Annotated in this window: 22 protein-coding genes and 1 tRNA gene; 4 read left to right on the forward strand and 19 right to left on the reverse strand. The window is 35.4% G+C overall.

All coding sequences use genetic code 11. The annotated features are described in order from the left end of the window. Nucleotides 1-25: 25 nt before the first annotated feature. The 12 genes from B8967_RS08685 to B8967_RS08740 form a co-directional block, all read right to left on the reverse strand. Nucleotides 26-460: a hypothetical protein gene (locus tag B8967_RS08685; RefSeq protein WP_052188606.1), complete on the reverse strand. Its 435-nt coding sequence runs from the start codon at nt 458-460 to the stop codon at nt 26-28. A gap of 396 nt (nt 461-856) precedes the next feature. Then, nucleotides 857-932, reverse strand: a tRNA-His gene (locus B8967_RS08690). A gap of 35 nt (nt 933-967) precedes the next feature. Beyond that, nucleotides 968-1,687 carry a bacillithiol biosynthesis deacetylase BshB1 gene (bshB1, locus tag B8967_RS08695; RefSeq protein ID WP_084085735.1) on the reverse strand — a complete coding sequence of 240 codons (720 nt, stop codon included), beginning with the start codon at nt 1,685-1,687 and terminating at the stop codon, nt 968-970. Between the two features lie 82 nt (nt 1,688-1,769). Continuing rightward, nucleotides 1,770-3,422: a tetratricopeptide repeat protein gene (locus B8967_RS08700; RefSeq protein ID WP_047488837.1), complete on the reverse strand. Its 1,653-nt coding sequence runs from the start codon at nt 3,420-3,422 to the stop codon at nt 1,770-1,772. Nucleotides 3,423-3,513: 91 nt separating this feature from the next. Next, entirely contained in the window at nt 3,514-4,386 is an 873-nt protein-coding gene (locus B8967_RS08705) for a PstS family phosphate ABC transporter substrate-binding protein (protein ID WP_047488833.1), read from the reverse strand. Further along, complete coding sequence (locus B8967_RS08710) at nt 4,376-4,573, reverse strand: DUF308 domain-containing protein (RefSeq protein WP_174772373.1); 198 nt, start codon at nt 4,571-4,573, stop codon at nt 4,376-4,378. Before B8967_RS08710 ends, B8967_RS08705 begins: the two co-directional genes overlap by 11 nt. A 77-nt stretch (nt 4,574-4,650) precedes the next feature. Beyond that, nucleotides 4,651-5,493 carry an energy transducer TonB gene (locus B8967_RS08715; RefSeq protein WP_047488826.1) on the reverse strand — a complete coding sequence of 281 codons (843 nt, stop codon included), beginning with the start codon at nt 5,491-5,493 and terminating at the stop codon, nt 4,651-4,653. A gap of 25 nt (nt 5,494-5,518) precedes the next feature. Then, on the reverse strand, nt 5,519-6,091 hold the full coding sequence (locus B8967_RS08720) for an ExbD/TolR family protein (protein WP_047488822.1): 573 nt from the start codon (nt 6,089-6,091) through the stop codon (nt 5,519-5,521). Nucleotides 6,092-6,104: 13 nt separating this feature from the next. Next, the gene (locus B8967_RS08725; RefSeq protein ID WP_047488820.1) at nt 6,105-6,707 is read right to left on the reverse strand and encodes an ExbD/TolR family protein; all 603 of its coding nucleotides are present in this window, start codon (nt 6,705-6,707) and stop codon (nt 6,105-6,107) included. Between the two features lie 61 nt (nt 6,708-6,768). Next, a complete protein-coding gene (locus B8967_RS08730) occupies nt 6,769-7,632 on the reverse strand; it encodes a MotA/TolQ/ExbB proton channel family protein (protein WP_047488818.1) in 864 nt (287 codons plus the stop codon). 240 nt (nt 7,633-7,872) lie between these two features. Beyond that, entirely contained in the window at nt 7,873-10,887 is a 3,015-nt protein-coding gene (locus B8967_RS08735; protein ID WP_084085737.1) for a leucine--tRNA ligase, read from the reverse strand. 180 nt (nt 10,888-11,067) lie between these two features. Further along, a complete protein-coding gene (locus B8967_RS08740) occupies nt 11,068-11,544 on the reverse strand; it encodes a lipocalin-like domain-containing protein (protein WP_047488812.1) in 477 nt (158 codons plus the stop codon). A 201-nt stretch (nt 11,545-11,745) separates the two neighbouring features. On the opposite strand from B8967_RS08740, the gene B8967_RS08745 reads away from it, so the two are divergent. Genes B8967_RS08745 through B8967_RS08755 form a run of 3 tightly spaced genes read left to right on the forward strand, consistent with a single transcriptional unit; the run spans nt 11,746 to nt 14,129 of the window. Further along, the gene (locus tag B8967_RS08745) at nt 11,746-12,723 is read left to right on the forward strand and encodes an acyltransferase family protein (protein ID WP_084085739.1); all 978 of its coding nucleotides are present in this window, start codon (nt 11,746-11,748) and stop codon (nt 12,721-12,723) included. Nucleotides 12,724-12,747: 24 nt separating this feature from the next. Next, the gene (locus B8967_RS08750) at nt 12,748-13,503 is read left to right on the forward strand and encodes a glycosyltransferase family 2 protein (protein WP_047488809.1); all 756 of its coding nucleotides are present in this window, start codon (nt 12,748-12,750) and stop codon (nt 13,501-13,503) included. Further along, complete coding sequence (locus tag B8967_RS08755) at nt 13,503-14,129, forward strand: hypothetical protein (protein ID WP_047488806.1); 627 nt, start codon at nt 13,503-13,505, stop codon at nt 14,127-14,129. Before B8967_RS08750 ends, B8967_RS08755 begins: the two co-directional genes overlap by 1 nt. Here the strand turns inward: B8967_RS08755 and B8967_RS08760 are convergent. From B8967_RS08760 to B8967_RS22765, 5 genes are all read right to left on the reverse strand, one after another. Continuing rightward, nucleotides 14,121-15,314 (reverse strand): 3-deoxy-D-manno-octulosonic acid transferase, encoded by a 1,194-nt coding sequence (locus B8967_RS08760; protein WP_084085741.1) that lies wholly within the window; start codon nt 15,312-15,314, stop codon nt 14,121-14,123. The two genes, B8967_RS08755 and B8967_RS08760, sit on opposite strands and share 9 nt — an antisense overlap. Nucleotides 15,315-15,371: 57 nt before the next feature. Continuing rightward, the gene (locus B8967_RS08765; RefSeq protein ID WP_084085743.1) at nt 15,372-15,842 is read right to left on the reverse strand and encodes a DUF1648 domain-containing protein; all 471 of its coding nucleotides are present in this window, start codon (nt 15,840-15,842) and stop codon (nt 15,372-15,374) included. Between the two features lie 3 nt (nt 15,843-15,845). Further along, on the reverse strand, nt 15,846-16,562 hold the full coding sequence (locus B8967_RS08770) for a C40 family peptidase (protein ID WP_047488801.1): 717 nt from the start codon (nt 16,560-16,562) through the stop codon (nt 15,846-15,848). Nucleotides 16,563-16,651: 89 nt separating this feature from the next. Then, complete coding sequence (locus B8967_RS08775) at nt 16,652-17,299, reverse strand: O-methyltransferase (protein WP_084085745.1); 648 nt, start codon at nt 17,297-17,299, stop codon at nt 16,652-16,654. 135 nt (nt 17,300-17,434) lie between these two features. After that, nucleotides 17,435-17,587 carry a CCPGW family putative bacteriocin gene (locus tag B8967_RS22765; protein ID WP_410493782.1) on the reverse strand — a complete coding sequence of 51 codons (153 nt, stop codon included), beginning with the start codon at nt 17,585-17,587 and terminating at the stop codon, nt 17,435-17,437. 351 nt (nt 17,588-17,938) lie between these two features. On the opposite strand from B8967_RS22765, the gene B8967_RS22450 reads away from it, so the two are divergent. After that, nucleotides 17,939-18,094, forward strand: a complete 156-nt coding sequence (locus tag B8967_RS22450; protein WP_179140045.1) for a hypothetical protein — start codon at nt 17,939-17,941, stop codon at nt 18,092-18,094. A gap of 127 nt (nt 18,095-18,221) precedes the next feature. On the opposite strand, the gene B8967_RS08780 is transcribed toward B8967_RS22450, so the two are convergent. Together B8967_RS08780 and B8967_RS08785 are read right to left on the reverse strand one after the other, a co-directional pair. Beyond that, on the reverse strand, nt 18,222-20,717 hold the full coding sequence (locus B8967_RS08780) for a M1 family metallopeptidase (protein ID WP_084085747.1): 2,496 nt from the start codon (nt 20,715-20,717) through the stop codon (nt 18,222-18,224). 342 nt (nt 20,718-21,059) lie between these two features. Next, nucleotides 21,060-21,893 carry an OmpA family protein gene (locus B8967_RS08785; protein ID WP_047488785.1) on the reverse strand — a complete coding sequence of 278 codons (834 nt, stop codon included), beginning with the start codon at nt 21,891-21,893 and terminating at the stop codon, nt 21,060-21,062. Between the last annotated feature and the right edge of the window lie 37 nt (nt 21,894-21,930).

The following is a 21,930-nucleotide window of genomic DNA, read 5'->3' on the forward strand; positions in this document are numbered from 1 at the left end:
TTTTTTGATGTTTAGTATAAATAGATTACCAGTAACTTCCTGCCAGAAATGTAAGCCTGATGAAAGCAAAGGTAAATTGTAAACTTAAGTCTATGGTTTGAGAAAGGTCTTCCAGCTGTTCATCATTATAAAACACAGCAAACATTCCGTCTTCAAAAGCCTGAATAACATTTTCCTGCGCTTTGTCTACATCCGCCTTTTTTAAGTTATAAATACTTCCAAAACCTGCTTTTCCGGTATCTGTAAGAATATTGAGATAATGATCCTGAGGAGTTTTAGTATAGTCTTCATCTTCCAGCTCAAATGATTGTGCATTGAATGCCTCCACTTGCTGCTGAACAACCAGTTGTAATAAATGCTGTAATGTAATGTGTGAATCCTCGTAATTGATCTCAATTTTTTGTTCCGAAAGAACAGGGTGTTTTTTCCCCAACTGCTTTACAGTGACCTTTATTTCCATATTTGAACTTAGTGTGATTAAATATAGGAAAATTTTGCAGTGCTATTGGATCAATTTGAGATTTTATGATGAATATCAAGAAAAGCAGAGCGAAAATTTTTAAATGCAGATTGTTTTAATCCTATGTTTTGGCTAAAGCCGTTGACTTGAGTATTGATAATAAAAAACGGGCTAAAGCCCGTTCCTCTATATCGATTATTTGATCACTTACTTATATTATTAGCCCGCTAAAAACAACAACTCCGTTACAGGTAATACCCTTTTTGAGCGTTGATGTGAAGAATATGAATAGATTGTGGGTAAAATATTCTCAGAAAAAAGAAAAAACCACTTTTATTGAACCTTAGAAACAGGTATAAAATAAAAAAGTACACTTTTAAAAAGTGTACTTTTCTTGGGTGAATGAGGGGTCTCGAACCCCCGACCTTCGGAACCACAATCCGACGCTCTAACCAACTGAGCTACAATCACCGTTTTGTGAGTGCAAATATAGGAAAGATTTTTTAATTACCAAACAATTCCTTCAAAATTTTTCATTGCAATTAACTTCTCAGACGTAAATCCCTCAGCATAAGCAACTCCCGATAAACGTCCTAAATCCTGTGCACGGTAAGTTAAGCTCTCATAAAAGTCTTTTGTTGTAATTGGAGTTTCAGGTTCCTTAGAAGTGGGGTCATAAAACTGAGTTTTATAAGCCATACACGCTGCAAGTTTTTTGTCAAGATGTTCTGAGATATCAATTACAAATTCCGGTTTGATATCTTTCCATTGAATATAATGAAAAACATGCTTGGGTCTCCAGACTTCCTGGTTCTCGCCCTCCTCTACTGTTTCAATTTTTCTCAGTCCGGACAAAAAGCACGCATCCGACACTAATTTCGCTCCTTTTGCATGGTCCGGATGTCTATCATCAATGGCATTAGCTAAAACGATTTCCGGGCGGTATTTGCGGATCATTTTTACGATCCTCATCTGATACTCTTCAGAATTGACAAGAAATCCATCTTTCATTCCTAGGTTCTCTCTTGCAGAAAGACCTAAAATCCTGGCAGCGTCTGCTGCTTCCGCTTTTCTTGTTTCATCTGTACCTCTTGTTCCGAGTTCTCCTCTTGTAAGATCTACAACAACACATTTTTTTCCTTCAGAAACCATTTTAGCAATAGTTCCGCCACAGCCTAATTCTACGTCATCAGGATGTGCTCCAAAAGCAAGTATATCAGTTTTCATGTATTCAAAGATAAGGTTTAAAATAAAAACCTCCCAAACATTACGAATGGGAAGTTTTAATATCTATAATTTAAATTTTAAATTACTTATTGATTTCTGCATTTAATTTTACAGCATCCTGATATGTAGGATCAAGCTGTAATGATTTTGCTACATAATCTTTAGCTTTTGCAGCATCAGAATCTTTATTCATGTACGCTACAGCAAAATAAGCATAAGCTAGAGTTTGCTTGTTAGCTTCCTGATCAGCAGGTTTCACAGTAGAAATAAACTTCTCGTAAGCAATTTTTGCTGCCTCGTTATTTCCAGCCTGTTGGTAAGAATATCCCTGGCTGTAATAAGCAGGTGCCCAATCTGGAAGAAGTGCACTCATTTTCTGCCAAGTAAGAATTGCTCCATTCCAGTTTTTAACATCCTGATAAGCGGTTGCTAATTTAAATAAAGCATCAGAATCCTGAGCATTAGCTGCAACTTGCTTTTTCAAACCTTCAATAGTCGGGTTAGTTGGTCCTTTATCCGCTTCTGCCTGAGAAGCACCACCACCTCCTGCAATATTAGCTAATTCAAGATCCCACTTCATGGTCTCATCTTTAGCAGCTTTTGCAATAGCAATTTTTTGTTGAGATTCAGTAGTTAAAGCAGATTTTTTAGCAGCATCAGTTTCTGTTTTTGCTAATCCAGCAGCAATAAGTCCCTGTAAACCTTGATCTGCAGGTAATACTCTTGTTTTTTCTGCCTGAGAAACAAAAGTATCCATATTTTGTTTTGCTTCAGCATAGTTTCCATCAGCATAAGACTGGTAAGCTCTTAATTTGAATTTGATAGGATCTTCAATTTTATCAAAGATTTTATCCAATACTGTTTTAGAGTTTGTATAATCTTCGTTAGTGAAATATAATTTAGCAATTTCTAACTGAGTATATGGATCTTCATCAGCATATTTTGTATAGTTGATAAGATCTTGTGTAGCCTTAGCATTTTGCTGATATCTGATATCGTAAGATGCAAGCGCTTTATAGGCAGGTGCATAAGTAGCATCTACACCGATAGCTTTATCAATGTTCTGCTTAGCTTGTTGCCATTGTTGAGCAGCCATCCATAAGGTAGCCATTCTCGTATAAACAGACGCTTTGTTCTTAGCCAATGGTAATGCTTTATCATATGCTGACATAGCATCTCCCGGCATTCTTTTCAGTCTGTAAGCATCTCCTAATGTATAGTAGTAATGTGCAGGAACTCCTTTTTTCTCTGCTTTTTCAATCGCTTTAGTCAGGAACTGAATAGCAAGATCAGGAGAACTGTTTTTTTCAAATAATGTTAATGCTTCAGCAGCTCTGAACAGTACTTCAGCATCTTTTTCTCTTGAATCGGTTACTACTTTCTGAATTTCAGCAATAGCACTTTTATCACCTTTACCTAGTTTTACAGCAGCTAAACCAATCTTGTTAAGATAACTCTTTCCGTCAGCAGCTACCCCTTTGTTAAAGCTTTCAATAGCTTTAGCATAGTCCGGTTCACCCTGTCTTAAGAAAGTATTTCCTAAATAGAAGTAGTTCTCAGCAGTAGGCTCTTTAGTGATCATGTCAGTGAAGTTAGTTTTTGCCTGAGCAAATTTATCACTGTCTATACTGTTGATACCATCCTGCAGTGTTTGTGCAGAGGTAAAACCGGCAAAAAATACCACAGCTGCTCCAAAAGCAATTTTCTTTACATTCATATTCATTATATCTTTCATTTTATATTTCTAAATATTTGAGTTATATTCTACACAATTTTCAGACCAAAATAATACTTTTTGATAGGGTATATTGTGAATTTAATAATTTTTAACGCATTTGTACCTCTCTACGGTATACGTTATAAGGCTGTAAACCTTCTTTCTGAACAATTTTCTGCCCCAAATGAGTACATGAAAATCTCATAAATCCGTTAGCGATGTTAAAATTACCTTCATTTGCCAGAAAATAAAGAACTCTTGTAAATGGATATTCCATTGAACGAAGCCCTTCAAAATCAGGAGTATACTGCTTCCCTTTCTGTACTACAGGAAGCACCTTAACCATTTCTCTTAATTTTTCAGAAGCTTTATCGTAAGGGCGGCTAAAGGTATTTAATCCCACCACTCCAATTTTATCAGGATACTGACCCAATTCTTCTATAATTTTCTTATTCCCGGGGATAATTGAAAACTTAAGATCTTTCGGCTGTTTTTTCAGCTTTTCAGCAACAAAATTCAAATTACTGGAATTCGTACCATCGAAAATAAAATTTTTGTTCTCTGATAACATTCCCTCATTAATCTCTTCCATTGAAATGCTTTCCTTGGGAGAATTTTTAGGAACTACGAAAACCACTGCGTCCGCTGCAAACTTTGAGGGTAAGAACTTTAAATCAGTTCTCTCTTCGTAAGTTTTCACTTCCTCTGTAGTCAGGTTTCTCGACATTACAATAACCTTTGCCTTCCCATTCAGGAGGTCAAGAAGGCCTAAATCCTCTTTTTTTGTAGCAACTTTAATACGTGTTTCCGGATAATTGATCATGTAGCCGTCGGCTAATGCTTCTGTAACACTTTGAAAAGATTCGTCAGTAAAAATTGTAAGGTCACCTTTATTGTAAGACGGAGATTTCTCTTCCTTTTTGCAGTTGATGAGCATTATACTCAGAATAAAAACAACTACAATCTTAAAACTATTCTTCATTCTTCGATTTTTTAATTTTTGAAATCGCCCTGTAAATCCTGAAAATTCCATAAATAATCAGAACAGTTCCCATTGCATAGGCAATAGCAGGTTCCAAAATTGTAAAAAAGAATTTATAGATAATGACTACAATTCCTAAAACGATATAAAACAATCCCGTAACCAGGGATAACCAATTGAACATCATGTAACAAAAATACAAAAAAAATAAAAAGAGAAGCATATGCCTCTCTTTTTATTTATATTATGAATAAATAAGTCTAATTATTCAAAGTTCATAGTAAATGGAACGCTATAGTAAGATCTAACGCTTTCTCCATTTCTTTTCGCTGGAGTCCACTTTTTAAGTTTCTTAACTACACGAATCGCTTCACTGTTAAAGTCGCCATTTGGAGATTTCTCTTCAATGGTAACACCAGAAACAGTTCCGTCTCTTTCTACAACGAACTTAAGCTTAGCTTTAAGCGTACCTTCACCTCCTTCCATTAGAGAAGTATCGAAGTTATCCCCTAAGAACTTTCTTAGTGCACCCATACCTCCAGGATATTCTGCAGACTGGTCTACATCTTTGTAGATCTCGTTAGGATTATTCGCTTTTACTTCCACAGTACTAGCTTTAGTACCTGTAGATGGTGGTGGCGGTGGTGGCGTATAAGCCGGAGCTTTAACCCCCTCCTGATTGTTCAAACCAGTTGTTGTTTCCAACTGCTTAGAAATCGGTGGTGGTGGAGTTTCAATTTTCGGAGCTTTTACAGGCTCAGGAACCACGTTCTGAATTACCTCAATTTTCTCCTCTTCTTTTGGAGGTGGAGGTGGTGGAGGTGGTTCTTCTTCTTTTGGCTGCTCAATAATTTTATCTTCCTGAAGAATTTCTACCAAGTCTGCCTTCACTTCTTGCTTAGGTGGCTCAGTAAGTCTCTTAATGGTAAGATAAATAAAAGGAGACAATGCCGCAACCAGGAATAATGCCGTTCCAACAATAAATGATTTTGTCAGAAGTCTCGGATACTGATGTCTAAGATCGTAGGCACCATATTCCTTGTTTCTATTTTCAAATACAATCTCGTCTAAAGTAAGATTCTGATTGTATACATTTTCATCTGCCATAGATTTTTACAATTTTATGGTTAAATTACTTTGTTGCTGGTGCTGCAGGAGCTCCAGAGTTACCAACCTTCTTATTATAAACGGCTAGCTCCCAAGGCTTCACATCGGTTACCCCGTATTGCTCACTTTTGGTAATTGCCATTTCGTCAAGAATATCTACAAAGTTCTTATATACAGCATCGTCAGTCGGTTTGATAATAACAGTAAATTTCGTTTTATCTGCCGCGTTTGCTCTTGCCTGCTCAATTACTTTTCTAATCCCTTCTCTATCGAAAGAAGTTTCATTAAGATTCTGATCAGTTAAAGAAGTATTATCCTGCTGATGCCAAAAAATCCTATTGTCTTTACCCAATAATAAGGAAATTGAGTTAGAAAGTTTAATTTCTGTTGGAGGTGGTTTCGGTTGATCCTTTTTAGGTTTAGCCGGAAGACCCAAATCCATTACATTCGGTTTACTAAATGTGGTTGTGAACATAAAGAAGGTAATCAATAGAAAACCCAAGTCCACCATAGGAGTCATATCGACTCTGGTATTCTGCTTCTTGGAACGTACTTTGCCGCCTTTGCCGCCTTTTTCCTGTACTTGTACTTCTGCCATTTCTAATGATATATTATGGTTTACCTTCTTGTGATGTAATCAACCAGAATTTAAGAAAATCAATATCTCTTAAACCTTCAAATAGGCTTTTAACTTTAGGATACTGAGTCGTAACATCACCCTTGATTGCTAATTTGTAATCAGGATTTACGCTCAAACTCTGCTGTACCCAGTCAACTAACTGCTTATTTGTACTATCCATAGGAATCCCTTTAGGACTCTTGAAATTTTTCTGCTCCTCATCTGACAAATCGAGATAGCTTTTCAGTTGGTTCATAGGAACCCCAATAGCTTGTACTTTCTGAAATGATGCTTTTTGTTTGTTGTCAAAAGTAATATTATACTTTTGGCCCATTTTGTCTAAAAGCTGTAATCTCTCTGATGCATTTTCTACTGGCTGGAAATAAAATTTTCCGTCTGGAGTAGCGTTGATAGTCATCAAACTTGCGTCAGGAAGTAACTTCTCTGATATTGAAGATGGCGGTTTAATCTGCTCCACGTCAGGTTTTTTAAACTGAGTGGTCAAGATAAAGAATGTAAGTAGTAGGAACGCAACGTCACACATCGCGGTCATGTCCGTCACTACTCCATGTCTTTTTGGTTTGACTCTCGCCATTATTATAAAATATTTTTAATTAAACTTCTTTTAATTGCCAATGCAAATACCTTGCTAATTCTTAGTTGAATTCAGCAAAAGACTGTTGGATACTCATAGAGATCTCGTCGATCTTGTAAGTTAATCCATCAATTTTAGAAGTAAAGAAGTTGTAAAGGATAATAGCGATTGCTGAAGTACCAATACCTAAAGCTGTGTTAATCAATGCTTCAGAGATACCTGTAGAAAGTGCAGCAGCATCTGGAGTACCTCCTCCTGAACCTAATGCGAAGAATGCCTTGATCATCCCGATTACCGTTCCTAAAAGTGCGATTAGCGTAGCAACCGTACCTAAAGTAGAAAGGATCATCATGTTTTTCTCAAGCATTGGCATCTCAAGAGTAGTAGCTTCTTCGATAGCTTTGTTAAGAGCTACCATTTTCTGCTCTTTATTTAAAGTTGTATCGTGAGAAAGAGCTTTGTAAGTAGTAAGACCTTCTTTTACTACGTTACCTACTGAACCTTGTTGTCTGTCGCACTCTTCAAGAGCTTCATCAATTTTGTTTTGGTTTAGTAAGCTTCTTACTTGTACAACGAAGTTGTCTAAGTTTCCTTTTCCGGCAGCTTTACCAAGTACGAAATATCTTTCAAAAGAGAAAACAATTACCGTAATCATGAAAGTAATCAAGATTGGTACAATAACCCCTCCTTTGTAGATAATACCTAAAAACGACTCTGGGTGAATGTCTTTTCCTTCAACACTTGAGAAAGCTACAGAACCACTACCTAGTTTGTCTGCATCTTTAAAGTTTCCTGGGTTACCAAGAACGAATAAATAAATACAAATTCCTATAGCAAATAGAATAGGAATAATAACAGCTGGATTTAAACCTCCCGCTTTTCTAGCAACTACTTGCTCATCATTTTTTGAAACATTCATTTCCATATTTAACTAAATTATATTGTTTTAAATTTTTACAGGGTGTAAATTAAAGGCAAAATTAATTAAAATGCAAGAGTCTTAATTAAACATTTTGCTTTTTTTTGATAAAGAAAAATTAATACGATTTTAAAATAATAATTATTCTTAGATATTTTATATATTTTTTCCAAATTTAACATTTGAGTTAAAAAATCAAAAAAATTAGCACCCCATTTTTTTTAATTTCCCAATGTTAATTTTTTTTTAAATTACGATATTCACAATACGGTGAGGGACAACAATGATTTTTTTAGGGGTTTTACCTTCCAAAATCTGTTGCATTTTTTCATTTGAAATCACCAAATCTTCCACCTCCTTAGCAGATAATTGAGCAGAAAGGGAAATTTTGAACTTCATTCTACCATTTACACTTACCGGATATTCAATTTCATCTTCAACAAGATATTCTTCATTTAATGCTGGAAATCTTTCAAATTCGATAGATGTAGCGTGTCCCAATAGGCTCCAAAGCTCTTCACAGATGTGAGGTGCATACGGAGAAATGATAACGGCTAATGGTTCTAATATATTGCGTTTGTTGCATTTTATTTTCTGTAGCTCGTTTACAGCGATCATAAATGATGACACCGAAGTATTGAAAGAGAAATTCTCAATATCAAAAACTACCTTTTTTATTAAGGTATGCAAAACTTTATATTCCGCCTTGGTAGGTTCTTCCTCAGAAACTTCAAATACATCTCCGTTAAAATACAGATTCCAGAATTTCTTAAGGAAACCATAGACTCCACTTAGCCCCTGTGTATTCCAAGGCTTAGATTGTTCTAAAGGTCCCAGGAACATTTCATACAGTCTTAAACCGTCTGCTCCATATTCTTCACAGATATCGTCCGGGTTAACTACATTGTATTTTGATTTGGACATTTTTTCTACTTCACGGTCTGTGATGTATTTTCCATCTTCTAAAATAAACTCTGCATTGGCATAGTCTGGTCTCCATGCTTTGAACGCTTCTATATCCAATTCGTCAGAAGTTCCTTTTAATAAGGATACATCAACGTGAATCTGCTGAGTCTGATATGAATCTTCAAAATTTTTGATCTCAACTTCTTCCCCATCGATTTTATCAAATCTCTTTTTAAAATCTTCCAAAATTTGATTTCTTACATCATCATTAAGTGTATATATACCAAGTTCTTTTAGAGAATCTTTTTTGAAGCTATTTTTTGAAACAAATAAAGTAATACTAGGAGTCGCCTCTGCAATTGAAGATAAATTTGTCAATTTATTTTTAATTTCTAATTCAATTCTAAAATTAAAAATAACTCTATACACAAAAGCACTCATTCCTAAAATCATCCCCTGGTTGATCAGTTTTTGGAAAGGTTCATCATGATTGATCCAACCTCTGTCTTTTAAGAACATATTCCAGAAACGGGAATATAACAAATGTCCTGTTGCATGCTCACTACCTCCTATATATAAGTCTACCTGTCCCCAATAATCTGAAAGATCCTTTGCACAGAACTCTCCGTCATTCTGAGAATCCATATATCTAAGGAAATACCATGAGCTTCCGGCCCAACCCGGCATGGTAGACAATTCTATTGGGAAAATAGTTTGATCATCAATTAAATCTGTAGAGACCACTTTTTGGTTTGCCTCATCCCACGCAAATACTTTTGCATTTCCTAATGGAGGATCTCCATCTTCAGTAGGTAAATATTTTTCAACTTCTGGAAGTTCCAATGGTAAAGCAGAAACCGGTAACGTATATGGCATCCCTTCCTTATAATATATAGGAACTGGTTCTCCCCAATAACGCTGTCTTGAGAAAATGGCATCACGCTGTCTGTAGTTTGTTGTTCCATGACCAATTCCTCTGTTTTCGATTTCTGAAATCATTTTCGACTTGGCATCATTATAATGCAGTCCGTTTAGGAAATCAGAATTGACACAGACAGAATCTTTAGAATCAAAAGATTTCTCCTGAACGTCTTCTTCAGTCTCCACCACTTTTTTAATTTCCAGGTTAAATTTCTTAGCAAATCTGTGGTCACGTTCATCATGGGCAGGCACAGCCATTACAGCTCCTGTTCCATATCCCATCAATACATAATCAGAAATATAGATCGGCATCTTCTCATTACTGAAAGGATTTACTGCATAACTTCCGGTAAAAGCTCCGCTCACGTTTTTCACGTCAGCCATTCTGTCTCTTTCTGTTTTTTTGGAAGTTTCTTCTATATAAGTATCTACTTCCGCTTTTTGGGCAGCTGTAGTAATGGTTTCCACTAATGGATTCTCCGGAGCCAACACCATAAAAGTAGCACCAAAAATAGTATCAGGTCTTGTGGTGAAAACTTCAACGATCTCATCATGACCTTCTACCTGAAATTTCACCTGAGCACCCTGAGATTTTCCAATCCAGTATTCCTGGGCATCTTTCAGAGGCTGTGGCCAATCCAATTGGGTAAGTCCTTGTAACAATCTTTCAGAGTAGGCAGAGATTCTCATACTCCACTGCATCATTTTTTTCTGGAATACAGGGAAACCACCTCTTTCAGACTTTCCGTCTTTTACCTCATCATTTGCCAACACGGTTCCCAAAGCAGGGCACCAGTTCACCGTTGTTTCTGCTCTGTAAGAAAGACGGTAATTTAATAAGATATCTTCTTTATCCACATCAGAAGCATTCACCCATTCTTCTGCGGTAAAGCTAAGTTCATCATTTTGATTGGCATTCAGCCCTTCTGTACCTTTTTCTTCAAAATGTTTGATTAAGGTATCTATAGCTTCTGCCTTATCTGTATTTTTATTATACCAAGAGTGGTACAGTTGGATAAAAATCCACTGTGTCCATTTATAATAAGAAGCATCAGACGTTCTTACTTCTCTGCTCCAATCGAATGAAAATCCAATTTTTCTTAATTGCTCTTCGTATCTGTTGATATTTTGTTCTGTAGTGATTGCCGGATGCTGTCCTGTCTGGATTGCATACTGCTCAGCAGGAAGCCCAAAGCTATCATATCCTACCGGGTGGAGAACGTTAAACCCTTGGTGTCTCTTATATCTCGCATAGATATCCGAAGCAATATATCCAAGCGGGTGACCTACGTGAAGCCCCGCCCCGGATGGATACGGAAACATATCGAGTACATAAAATTTAGGTTTATCTGTGTTATTGGAAGTTTTATAGGTTTGATTTTCCTCCCAGTATTTCTGCCACTTTTTTTCTATCTGCTGATGATCGTAAAACACTTTATATATATGTTATATGTTAGACTTTAACTATTGAATGTCATTTTCTTTTAACAAGATTCACAAAATTAATGATTTTAAAAGAAATAAAAATTTAATTTATTATTAATTACCAATCGGTACCCAACAAAAAAATCTCATCCTGGGATGAGATCTGTTTTATATCTTGAAGTATACTTATTAAGGCTGAGGAATTCTCTTGAAAGTATAGGTTCTTGTTTTAAATACAGTCGGATCCTGTGTTTCTTCTCTTACTGCTAGATTGAGCGTTGTAGCATCGAGGGTAACCACTTTTGCAGTAACCGGCTCTACAATCCCCTGATACTTTATCTGTACAGATTTACTGCTTTTATCATAAGTATAGGTGAAATTTTTATCAGAAATAATAGCACACTGCCCTGGTGTAGCTGTATCTCCCCAGTCAGTTCTTTTGCCCAGAACGTCAGTATTGAACCTCCATCTGGATTCTTTCTGACATGTGGAATAGGTAATAACATCCGAAACCGGCTGCTCATTTACTTCCACGGTGGTAACCACTTCCTTTAAAGGCTGCCAGACCCCCACAATAGGTGCCTCCATGACAGGATCTTTATCATCATTACATCCGGTAGCTACAAATAATGATAACCCGGCAAATAGTAGTGCTAATTTCTTCATAGATCAATTTTTTCAAGGGCTAAAATTATAATTTTTTTGATTTATATTACTATTTTTTGTGAAAAATTATTGAGTCAACCTTTATTTATACATTTTTTTAAACACTTAAGGACGATATTGCCTTTATTTAACAAATATTGAACCTTCGAAAAGCCCTCTATTTTATTAAAAAAGTTATTTTTGTAGGTAAGAAAGAAAAAAATGCAAGATATAACGAAAAATAATTTTGACTTTATCCGTGTTCTCCTGGCGTTCATTGTATTTGTGGGACATTTAGGCGCCTTAAGCGTCTCTCCTCAACTTAAATTTTTAGAACACAGCCCAGTAGAAGTCGCGGTTTTTTCGTTTTTTATCGTCAGTGGTTTTTTAATTGCAAGAAGTTATGAAAGATCTTCCAGCTTAAAAAGCTATGCAAAAAAGAGGTTCAACAGAATCGTGCCTGCCTATTTATTGGTGGTATTTCTCTGCACAGTTTTACTAAGTCTTGTAAGCAAGCTGCCATTTTCTGAATATTTCGGCAATACACAGGTCTACAAATATTGGTTCTGGAATTCGATTTTCATGAATTTTAAATCACCATGGCTTCCCGGGGTATTTGGCAACCAGGCTGTAAATGGTGCATTGTGGACCCTTAAAATAGAAATGTGTTTCTATATTGCCGTTCCCTTCATGTTTTTATTCTTCGGAAAAAACAACAAATACAGAAATGTAAGTCTGATTGTCCTGTATTTTCTTTCACTGGTATTTCTTAATTATTTTGAAATGACAGGAAAACCAGCCATCTCAAGACAATTACCCGGATCATTATGTTATTTCATTGGCGGGATGCTTTTGTATTTTAATTTCGACAAATTCATTCAGCACAAGCATACACTTTTTATAATCGCTATAATCACTGTATGGATAGATCTTATTTTTAAAATAAAACTGTTCTCTCCTATCATGATCAGCATTATTGTACTGTATATTGCCTACTCTTTTAAATTCCTGAATAACTTCGGAAAATACGGAGACTTTACGTACGGCATTTATATATTCCACTTCCCTGTTATCCGGGTATTCCAGACCTTAGGACTCTTTGAAGATTATAATCCTTATGTAATGGGTATTATCTGTATGCTGACCGTAATTGGAATAGGAGTTTCTTCCTGGCACTTTTATGAAAAAAGATTTTTATAATTTTGAACATATTTAAAACCACAAATGAAAGACCTTGTCTCCATCATCACTCCCTGTTATAATTCTGCAGAATTCATTGAAGAAACTATACAATCTGTTCTTAATCAAACCTATGACAACTGGGAATGGCTGATCACGGATGACCTTTCTAAAGATAATACGGTAGAAATCCTCAGGAAGTACAATGATCCCAGAATAAAATTACTGGTATTGGAAAAAAACGGTGGCGCAGGAAATGCCAGAAATAAAAGTCTTGAAAGAGCTCAGGGAAGATATATTGCTTTTCTTGATTCTGATGATTACTGGTATCCGGAATATATAGAAACCATGACTGATTATATGCAGGAACATAATGCAGAGCTTGTGTACTGCAATTACTCCCGATGTGATGAGCATCTAAAGCCTATATTAAAAGATTTTATGGCAGACACAGTAGTTACTTTCTCAAATCTTCTGAAAACATGCAGACTGGCCCCGGTTTCAACCATGTATGATACCAAAAGAGTAGGGAAATTTTTATTCCCGGTAAAAAGTAAACGTGAGGATCATGTGATGTGGCTGAACCTTTTGAAAGTAATTCCTGAAGGAATGCCCATCAACAAAACAATGGCGAAATACAGAATGCGTGAAAACAGTGTTTCCAGAAAGAAAAAAGACATTATCAAAGACCAATATTTAGTCTATAAGGATTTCATGGGCTTTTCTACTGTAAAATCATTGTATTATACTGTCAACTGGGCAGTAAACGGATTTTTAAAGTATTCAAAGATTTTTAATTAATGGAGTATTCAAAAGAATTTAAAATAGCGCTGAGTGCTTTTTCCAGCACGGATAAGGATAAACTTATTTTCAGACTTTTAAAAAAGGACAAACTGTTGTCTAAAAAATTATATTTCGAACTTATTGATCCTGAAACCACGGACGATAAAAGAAATGCAATGGAAAAAGAAGTGGCGGAAAAGGTTCTTTTAGCCTCAAAATATATTGGCAATGCCAAGTATTTCCTGACCATTATCCGTAAAATAAGTGCAGAAGTTACAGAGCATGTAAAGATCACCACGGATAAATTTGGAGATATTTCTCTTAATTTACTGATGATCAATGCCATTTTAGAATATAATGAAGACCTCAGTAGACAGAGATTTGACAATGTCTACAAGCTCTATCTTTACATTATTAATAAAATATTTAAGTATCTGATTTTAGCTAAAAAGCTGGATGAAGACTATTGGATGGAAATTGATGAACTCCTGAGAGACACTCAACATAAAATTTCTGAAAATCACTACCTGCAAAAGCTCTGCATCAATAATGGTCTTGATATCAACTGGCTTGAATGCGAAAAGATTCCCGACGATCTTGAAACGATTATGAAAGAGATCAAAAGCCAGGGATTTTTAAGATAGGATTTTCTGAAGAATTATTTCTGTAGAATTGGGCTTTTCGTCGACGAATTTCTGGGCATTCTGAGACATGGTTTCCAATTCTTCTTTGTTATCCTCATTGGCAAGAAATAAGACAAATTCTGCAGCAGTAGCTTCATCAGCAAAAGATCTTCCTCCTTCTACAGAAATAAGATCATCTGCTTCAGGATTCTTCTTATACCGATTCCCAAAAATAACAGGAATACCAAATGTTGCTGCCTCCAGAATATTATGCAGTCCTGCATCATGAAAACCTCCTCCCACTATGGCAACATCTGCATAGGAATACAACTTGGACAATAAACCTATGCTGTCTATAATTAAGAGTTGAGTATTGAGATTTGTGGCTGGAGAAGTCTGTATTTCACTATACAACAATGCTTCAGGGAAAATATTTTTTAAATGTTCCACTCTTTTCAAGTCATGAGGCGCTAAAATCAGTTTTAATCCGGAATTTTTTCGGAATACCGTCGCTGCAATTTTTTCCTCGGCCTGCCATGAGCTTCCAAAAACAATTGCTTTATTATTCCCTATGAAATCGGCAATATAATCTACATGATTGTCACGTAGCCTAAGCTGTCTGACCCGATCGAATCTGGTATCTCCCGTTACTGAAGATTTCACCAAACCTACACTTTTAGCAAGAGCAAGGGAAAACTTAGTCTGGTGAAAAAACCAATCTACATTTCTCTGAAGTTGTTTTACAAACCATTTTCCATAAGAAGTAAAGAAAGATTGCCTTTCGTAGAATAATGCAGAAATCACATAAACTTTTGCATTTTTATTCTTAAGCTCTGCCAGCAGATTATACCAATAATCATATTTCACCGTAAAAAACAGTTGAGCATTAAACTGTGATATAAAGTCTTTTACAGTATTTTTTTTATCAAAAGGGAGATAGCAGATTACATCTGCGATATGTTTCTTTTTAACAACATTTTCATAACCCGACGGAGAAAAGAACGTCACCAGAATTTTATGATCCGGCAGTCTTTCTTTTAGTTGTTCTAAAACCGGTAATCCCTGCTCATATTCTCCCAAACTAGCGGCATGCATCCAGATTACTCTGTCTTCTTTTGAAAAAGCGGCTTTTACTTTATTCAAAGACTGTTTTCTTCCCTCAACGCCTTTTTTAGTTTTATCATTAATCAAAGAGAAAACCTTCATTCCGAAAATGAGAAGGCTAATAAATATGTTGTAAATCAGTTTCAATTTTGATTTGATTTAATCGTTAGATTTCTTTGTGAATCCCTCCTGAATTGATTTCACTAATCCTACTCCAATCACTGTAAACAGCAATCCTAGAATAAAAAAAATGACATTACTGAGTTCAGTCTGCTTACCCTCCGCTACCCGAACACTCTCAATAATAATATCTAAAAATAAAAGCATTACAGGAAACTGCAGAGAAAACATATACAGTTCTAAAGTCTCTTTATTACGAAAACTTTTAGGAACGTTCAATAAAGTAGAATTGGGATATCTCGATAATCCAACAAAAAGAACAGAAATAAAAGTAGCAATACACGGAAGGGCCCAGATCGCGGTTTTCCCGGATTCTCCATCTACATTTCCCTGAAAGTCAAAATGAGTAGGAACCATCTCTGGTAATGCAGCATATTTAATTCCGGTAAAGACCCAAATTGCAATAACCAATAGTGTATTTACAATTAATAATATGCTGGAAATTTTCATATTTTAAATAACACTTTTAAGTACTCTTAACTTATGGGTATGTTTATTCATTTCTTTATTAAAGATCCCTGTGGAGTCCAATGTATCAATTCTCACCTTTCCTGAGGCATGGATAATTTTTTGATTTTCCAGCATAATCCCTACATGGATAATCTTTCCTTCAGCATTTTCAAAAAAGGCAAGATCTCCAGGCTGTGTTTCTTCCACAAAAGTAAGAGCTTCTCCTACTTCAGCCTGCTGAGAAGCATCTCTTGGTAATTTTATATCATGAATTTTATAAATCAACTGCGTAAAACCAGAGCAATCTACGGCAAAGAAACTTTTACCACCCCATAAATAAGGGACATTAAGGAATTCACGTGCGGCTAAGGCAATACTTTCCCTTAGGTCATGACTTCTTTTTGAAGCTACGGCAGGAAATTCCACCTCAGAACCCATAGACAGCAAAGTTTTACCGTCGTTCATGAGTACCGAAGAAAAGTCTTCAGTAACGATAGTAACTTTTCTGTTGGCAAGCTCTTCATCTGTTACAGGCTTTAACTGTTTTGTGTCCATCCATCCCTCATAACCATCATAGTGCATTTTTATCTTTGTCCAGTTTTTATTAACCTCCAAAATATCAGCACTTTCCCCAAACAATATTTCCGTAACAATTTCCGCTTTGTCAGAATTTTCAGCACGGACCGGTGCTACTGTAACAATACAAATTCCTTTATTCATTCATTAAGATTAAAAGATTGAATGATTTAAAGATTAAAAAATCAGATTCTGTAAAATCTTTTATTTTTTTAATTTTTAAATCTTTTAATTTATTTTCTTCTCAGAAAATTTACTCCATCACGCAAAGGTAAAATAAGATTTTCGAAATCTTCATCTTTTGCCGCTAAATCATTTAATTCTTTAATAGACTGCGTAGATTTCTGCTTTGGGTTTTCTTCCAGTACTTTTCCATACCACAAGACATTATCAAACATGATTACCGATCCGGATTTCGTTCTGGGTTTAATGAGTCTAAAATAGTCTGCATAATTTTCTTTATCAGCATCCACAAAAATAAGATCGAAAACCTCATCTGTTTCTTTCAAAAACTCTTTAGCATCCTGAAGCCTGAATTCAATCTGACGGGCATATTCACTTGTCTCAAAATATTTCTTTGGCAGATAGGCAAGATCTTCATTCACATCCAATGTTGTAATTTTTCCATCTTTAGCAAGACCTGTTGCCAGACACAATGTAGCATATCCTGTAAATGTTCCTATTTCCAAAACATTTTGTGGTTTGAGCATTTGGGAAATAATGGTTAAAAGTCTTCCTTGCTGATATCCTGAAATCATATGGGGCTGTGTCGTTTTCTGATAGGTTTCGCGTCTCAGCTTTTTCAGTATTTCTGATTCTGAAGAAGCATGTGCCTCCAAATACCTGTCCATTTCAGGATTCTTTTCTTCAAAAAAACTCATAAAAATTTAATTTAAACAAATTTAAGGATTTTAAAATTTCTTTTTGAGCAACCCTTGTTTCTATTCCATGTACAAAACAAAAAAAGAGAGAAATCAATCTCTCTTTATATACTTGCTTTCAGGTAGAAGAAATCATTAGTAAGCTATACAATACTGACCAGGTGTACCACATACCCATCCTTCGCAGCAGTCTTCCGTAACGCGACAAATAATCTGAGGGTTGCACCAACGGATAGCACCTTGTACTTCTTTCATCTGTTCTCTTGAAAGTTTTTTTGAATTTTTCATATTTATTTTGTTTAGTATTATTTTCCTACTCTTTAAGATTTTCGGATACCTCTGTATTATATTTCCTTTTATGGAGATTTAAATATACGCAATATTCATTAACTAATAACACGATTCAATGTAATTTAAAACATAATTACTTGTGTTTTTATTGATTTTTTCCACAAAAGATCTTGAACAAATACGTTTCATGGAAATTTTGTTTTTCCAGATTCTATTCAGAAATCGCTATAGATCTGATCGAGTTATCAGGGAAAATCCCCATATAAAATACCGTGAAAATACGGATGTTTTTGCTGCTACAATATGTATAATTTTGCGAGTAGAACAAAGGGTAAAAACACTACGAAAATGATTGCAGAAGAAAAACAAACTAACCGTGAGAATCAAAAAAATGTTTTACTGAAAAGTAATACACCCTCTTCTGCAAAAAAAACGAAGACTGAAATATCCAATTCATTTTTGCAAAAAATTATTTCTCTCCTAAAAAAGGAAGAATTAATTTAATTAAAAAACATATCCCGAATTACTTCGGGATTTTTTTATATAGATCTTGAAGATAAATAGTGATTACTTTTGATTTTTATTTCTCTGGTTGATTTCTCCCTTATCTTAAAATATCTTTCCACAACTATCATTTATACTCTTCTATTATTTTATTCAGAGCCGTGATCTGTTTATTGACACTTTCAGCTTTTTGCGGATTCAGTTTCAGAAATTCCATTTTTTTTGCCAGCCCTTCTTTCAACATCTGAGAAACCATCGCTTTGGCTTGTGCATTTTTTAACATCTCAGTTTTTGCCTGACTTAAAATTCTAACAATACCCTCCGTAGCTTCTGCATTATCAGAAGTCATAATCCAATTAAAGCCTTCCTCAGAAGATTTTCCCAGTTCCGGATTCTGAGGCTTAATAAACGGATAAAATGCCACAATAGAAGTAATATTCTTCATTTGGGAGGTCACTTTATTTTTAACAACAATGGGAATCATTTTAATAAGCATATCTTTGGACGCATCGGAAAGATCAATTTTATCCGCCAAATCATCTGCTTTTGAAGGCTCTACTGTTATCATGGCTAGCCACGCACTTCCTCTTACTGCATTGGACATAGCATTCAATCCCTTTTCAAATAAAGGAAAATACTTTTTATTCTTTGTTTTTGCTAACGCTGAAATAGCGGCTGCTTGCACCAATGTTTTAGGATCATTGGCTGCTAATTTTTCAATATCAGGAATTAATATTTTCCCATGCCCAGGTTTGGAAACATCTAGTATTTCCAATGCTTTGATACGGATTCTGAAGAAAGGATCTTTAAGGGCGGCAGATAATAATTTGACAGATGCAGGATCATCCAGATTCTCTTTTATGCCTATCAATGCTTTATAACGACTTGAAAATTCTTTAGAGTTAACGAATTGCATTAGATATTGCGCAGCAGTTTTCTTATCCGTAATCTCGGAAACCAATATTCCGTCTGCATTTATATTGACTACATCCGGATTTTTAGAAACATTAAAGCTAAAAGTATTTTTCGCTTTGGCAGCAACCCATACATTATGCCGTACTGGCTTCCCATTGTCATAAATGTCAATGGCTAAAGGAAACTCAAACTCTTTTCCCTGAGACTGATTGACTATCACTTCCACCTGCTTTTTTACAGGCTCAAAAGTATAGGAGTAGTTTAATTGAGGATTTCCTCTGCCATAATACCATTGATTAAAAAACCAATTCAGGTCTTTTCCTGATATTCTCTCAAATGACAGCCTCAATTGCTCGGCCTCTGCATTTTGATATTCATAGGTTTTTAAATAATCGGTCATTCCGGCGAAAAAAGCTTCATCACCCAGATAATTTCTAAGCATGTGAAGAATTCCCCCTCCCTTTTGATACGATACTAAATCAAAAACATCCTCGGAGGAATCATAATCAAACCTTACAAGATCTTTCTGAAAGTCTGAAGGGGTATGGATATACTTATTGATTTCTGACATTAAATGATAATCTGCCTGGTCCTTTCCATACTTATATTCATACCACAAATATTCAGAATAATTCGCAAATGATTCATTTACGGTAAGATTACTCCAGCTTTCCGCTGTCACCAGATCACCAAACCAATGATGAAATAATTCATGTGCTATAATATTTTCCCACCGGTTCTCATCTGCCAGCTGTCCAGGTTTCTGCAATACCTGTGTATTGTGTAAAGTGGCGGTAGTATTTTCCATGGCTGCACTTGGATAATCTCTTCCCGAGATTTGTGCATATTTCATCCAGGGATAATCATAGCCTAGTTTTTTAGAGAAAAACTCCATCATTTCAGGAGTATTACCATAGATTTGCTTTGCATAAGGCTCATATTCCTTTTCTATATAATAATCTATAGGAATATTTTTCCACTGATCCTTCACAATCGCATAATCTCCTACCCCCATAAAAGCAAGATATACAGAATGCCTTTTATCCATTACCCAATGATCCGTTCTCATAGCATTAGGTTCTTTTCGGGAATCTTTTAAAACTCCGTTAGAAAGACTAACATATTTATCCGGAACTGTCATATAGATTTCCTGAGTGGTTTTCTGGTTGGGTTTATCTATAGTGGGAAACCAGGCTGAAGAATATTCCGTTTCCCCATCCGTCCAGATCTGAGGCAGATTATTCTGATCCATACTCTGAGCATTGATAAAATATAAGCCTTTTGCAGGACTTCCCTGTTTCTCTACTTCATTCGGGCGGGAAGTATATTTTATATAAACTGTATACTCCTGATTTTTGAGATAGGTTTTATCTAATCGAATGCTAAGGATATTATTTTTGTACTCATATTGTAATGGAGATTTACGTCCTTCTTTATCCATAGCCACTTCGTGGATCAGCATTCCTTTAGCATCCAGTACCAGTGAATCAGACGGATAAAAATAAGGTGAAGCGGTAAGCCATTCTTCTCCGTTCATCTCTTCTTTCTGATAATCAAAATTTACTTTCAGCTTTGTATGTTTAAGCTCCGTTCTTTTTGTATGTGTAGCTCTATAGATTTTTTTCCTTCCGGAGGTTTCTGTTTGGGCAAAAACTTTTCCGGAAAAAAAAAGAGTTACCATGCTTAGCGATAAAATAATTTTTTTCATGTGTTATTGTTTTCTATGGTCTGGCATATTGAGTAATTTCTGATCAGTAAATGCACTCTCCATTTCTCAGTTTTCCTGTTTATTTCAAATATTTTCAGAACTCTTTCTATTTTTAAAAGAAAGCCAACAGGCTCAATCTATCCAATTGATTTTCGATATCAATTTCTTTATATCAAATAGGTAGTGTGATCACTTTAAAAGTTACACAAAAAGCAAAACTCTCTATTTCCATCTTTGAAAACATTCTTACACCATCTACTTTTGATAGAAGATGAACTTGGTATATAAAAAAATAAATCCCGAATTTCTTCGGGATTTACTGTTATGTTATAATTGATTTAATTATTTCTTTGGAGCGATATCCATCAGCTTCATAAATTCATCAAGCTTAGGCATAATGATGATTTCTGTTCTTCTGTTTTCACCTCTACCGGAAACACTCATGTTTGTAGCTTTAGGATTATATTCAGAACGTCCTCCCGCGGTCATTCTCGCAGGGTCTACTCCAAACTGAGTCTGAAGGACTTTAGCTACAGAAGTTCCTCTCAATGCAGAAAGATCCCAGTTATCTCTAGGTAAATTTGGAGAGTTTAATGGCGCATTATCTGTGTTACCTTCTATCAGTACAGAATATTTATCATAATCATTGATTACTTTTGCTACTTTACCAAGTACTTCCTGAGCTGCAGGTAAGATATTGTAATCTCCTGTTTTGTATAACATTTTATCTGAAAGTGAGATCATCACTACACCTTTCAGTACTTTCACCTGTACATCTTCATCAGATACATTATCTAAAGATCTCTTCAGCTTGTTAGACAACGCCAGATTCAAGCTGTCATTTTTAGCATTGTTTGAAATCAATTGTTTGATGTATGAATTTGAAGAGTTGATTTCACTTACCAATTTATCGATGTTCGCAGAGCTTTTTCCTGTATTTGAAAGACATGCATCCAGTGATGATTTCAACGCATCATGCTGGCTTTTCAGTAAGCTATTCTCACCTGTCAATGCAGAATTCTGAGATTTCAAATCCTGAATTTCTCTTTGTCTTTCTCCGATATTTTCAATACACTGCTTATAGTTTGTGCTCAGGGCATCGTATTGTTTCTTGCTTACACAAGATGTCATACCCAGCGCCATTGCAGAAACTGCTAAAATTTTTAAAATCTTCATAAATAATCATTTTTAGACCAATCAAAGTTAGGAAAAT

Origin of the sequence: Chryseobacterium sp. YR221, from assembly GCF_900176315.1 — a bacterium.
GTDB lineage: Bacteria > Bacteroidota > Bacteroidia > Flavobacteriales > Weeksellaceae > Chryseobacterium > Chryseobacterium rhizosphaerae.

Coding starts and splice junctions, on each gene's coding strand:
- B8967_RS08685 (WP_052188606.1), bottom strand. CDS start 460: ATGGAAATAAAGGTCACTGTAAAGCAGTTGGGGAAAAAACACCCTGTT.
- bshB1 (WP_084085735.1), bottom strand. CDS start 1,687: ATGAAAACTGATATACTTGCTTTTGGAGCACATCCTGATGACGTAGAA.
- B8967_RS08700 (WP_047488837.1), bottom strand. CDS start 3,422: ATGAAAGATATAATGAATATGAATGTAAAGAAAATTGCTTTTGGAGCA.
- B8967_RS08705 (WP_047488833.1), bottom strand. CDS start 4,386: ATGAAGAATAGTTTTAAGATTGTAGTTGTTTTTATTCTGAGTATAATG.
- B8967_RS08710 (WP_174772373.1), bottom strand. CDS start 4,573: ATGATGTTCAATTGGTTATCCCTGGTTACGGGATTGTTTTATATCGTT.
- B8967_RS08715 (WP_047488826.1), bottom strand. CDS start 5,493: ATGGCAGATGAAAATGTATACAATCAGAATCTTACTTTAGACGAGATT.
- B8967_RS08720 (WP_047488822.1), bottom strand. CDS start 6,091: ATGGCAGAAGTACAAGTACAGGAAAAAGGCGGCAAAGGCGGCAAAGTA.
- B8967_RS08725 (WP_047488820.1), bottom strand. CDS start 6,707: ATGGCGAGAGTCAAACCAAAAAGACATGGAGTAGTGACGGACATGACC.
- B8967_RS08730 (WP_047488818.1), bottom strand. CDS start 7,632: ATGGAAATGAATGTTTCAAAAAATGATGAGCAAGTAGTTGCTAGAAAA.
- B8967_RS08740 (WP_047488812.1), bottom strand. CDS start 11,544: ATGAAGAAATTAGCACTACTATTTGCCGGGTTATCATTATTTGTAGCT.
- B8967_RS08745 (WP_084085739.1), top strand. CDS start 11,746: ATGCAAGATATAACGAAAAATAATTTTGACTTTATCCGTGTTCTCCTG.
- B8967_RS08750 (WP_047488809.1), top strand. CDS start 12,748: ATGAAAGACCTTGTCTCCATCATCACTCCCTGTTATAATTCTGCAGAA.
- B8967_RS08755 (WP_047488806.1), top strand. CDS start 13,503: ATGGAGTATTCAAAAGAATTTAAAATAGCGCTGAGTGCTTTTTCCAGC.
- B8967_RS08760 (WP_084085741.1), bottom strand. CDS start 15,314: ATGAAGGTTTTCTCTTTGATTAATGATAAAACTAAAAAAGGCGTTGAG.
- B8967_RS08765 (WP_084085743.1), bottom strand. CDS start 15,842: ATGAAAATTTCCAGCATATTATTAATTGTAAATACACTATTGGTTATT.
- B8967_RS08770 (WP_047488801.1), bottom strand. CDS start 16,562: ATGAATAAAGGAATTTGTATTGTTACAGTAGCACCGGTCCGTGCTGAA.
- B8967_RS08775 (WP_084085745.1), bottom strand. CDS start 17,299: ATGAGTTTTTTTGAAGAAAAGAATCCTGAAATGGACAGGTATTTGGAG.
- B8967_RS22765 (WP_410493782.1), bottom strand. CDS start 17,587: ATGAAAAATTCAAAAAAACTTTCAAGAGAACAGATGAAAGAAGTACAA.
- B8967_RS22450 (WP_179140045.1), top strand. CDS start 17,939: ATGATTGCAGAAGAAAAACAAACTAACCGTGAGAATCAAAAAAATGTT.
- B8967_RS08780 (WP_084085747.1), bottom strand. CDS start 20,717: ATGAAAAAAATTATTTTATCGCTAAGCATGGTAACTCTTTTTTTTTCC.
- B8967_RS08785 (WP_047488785.1), bottom strand. CDS start 21,893: ATGAAGATTTTAAAAATTTTAGCAGTTTCTGCAATGGCGCTGGGTATG.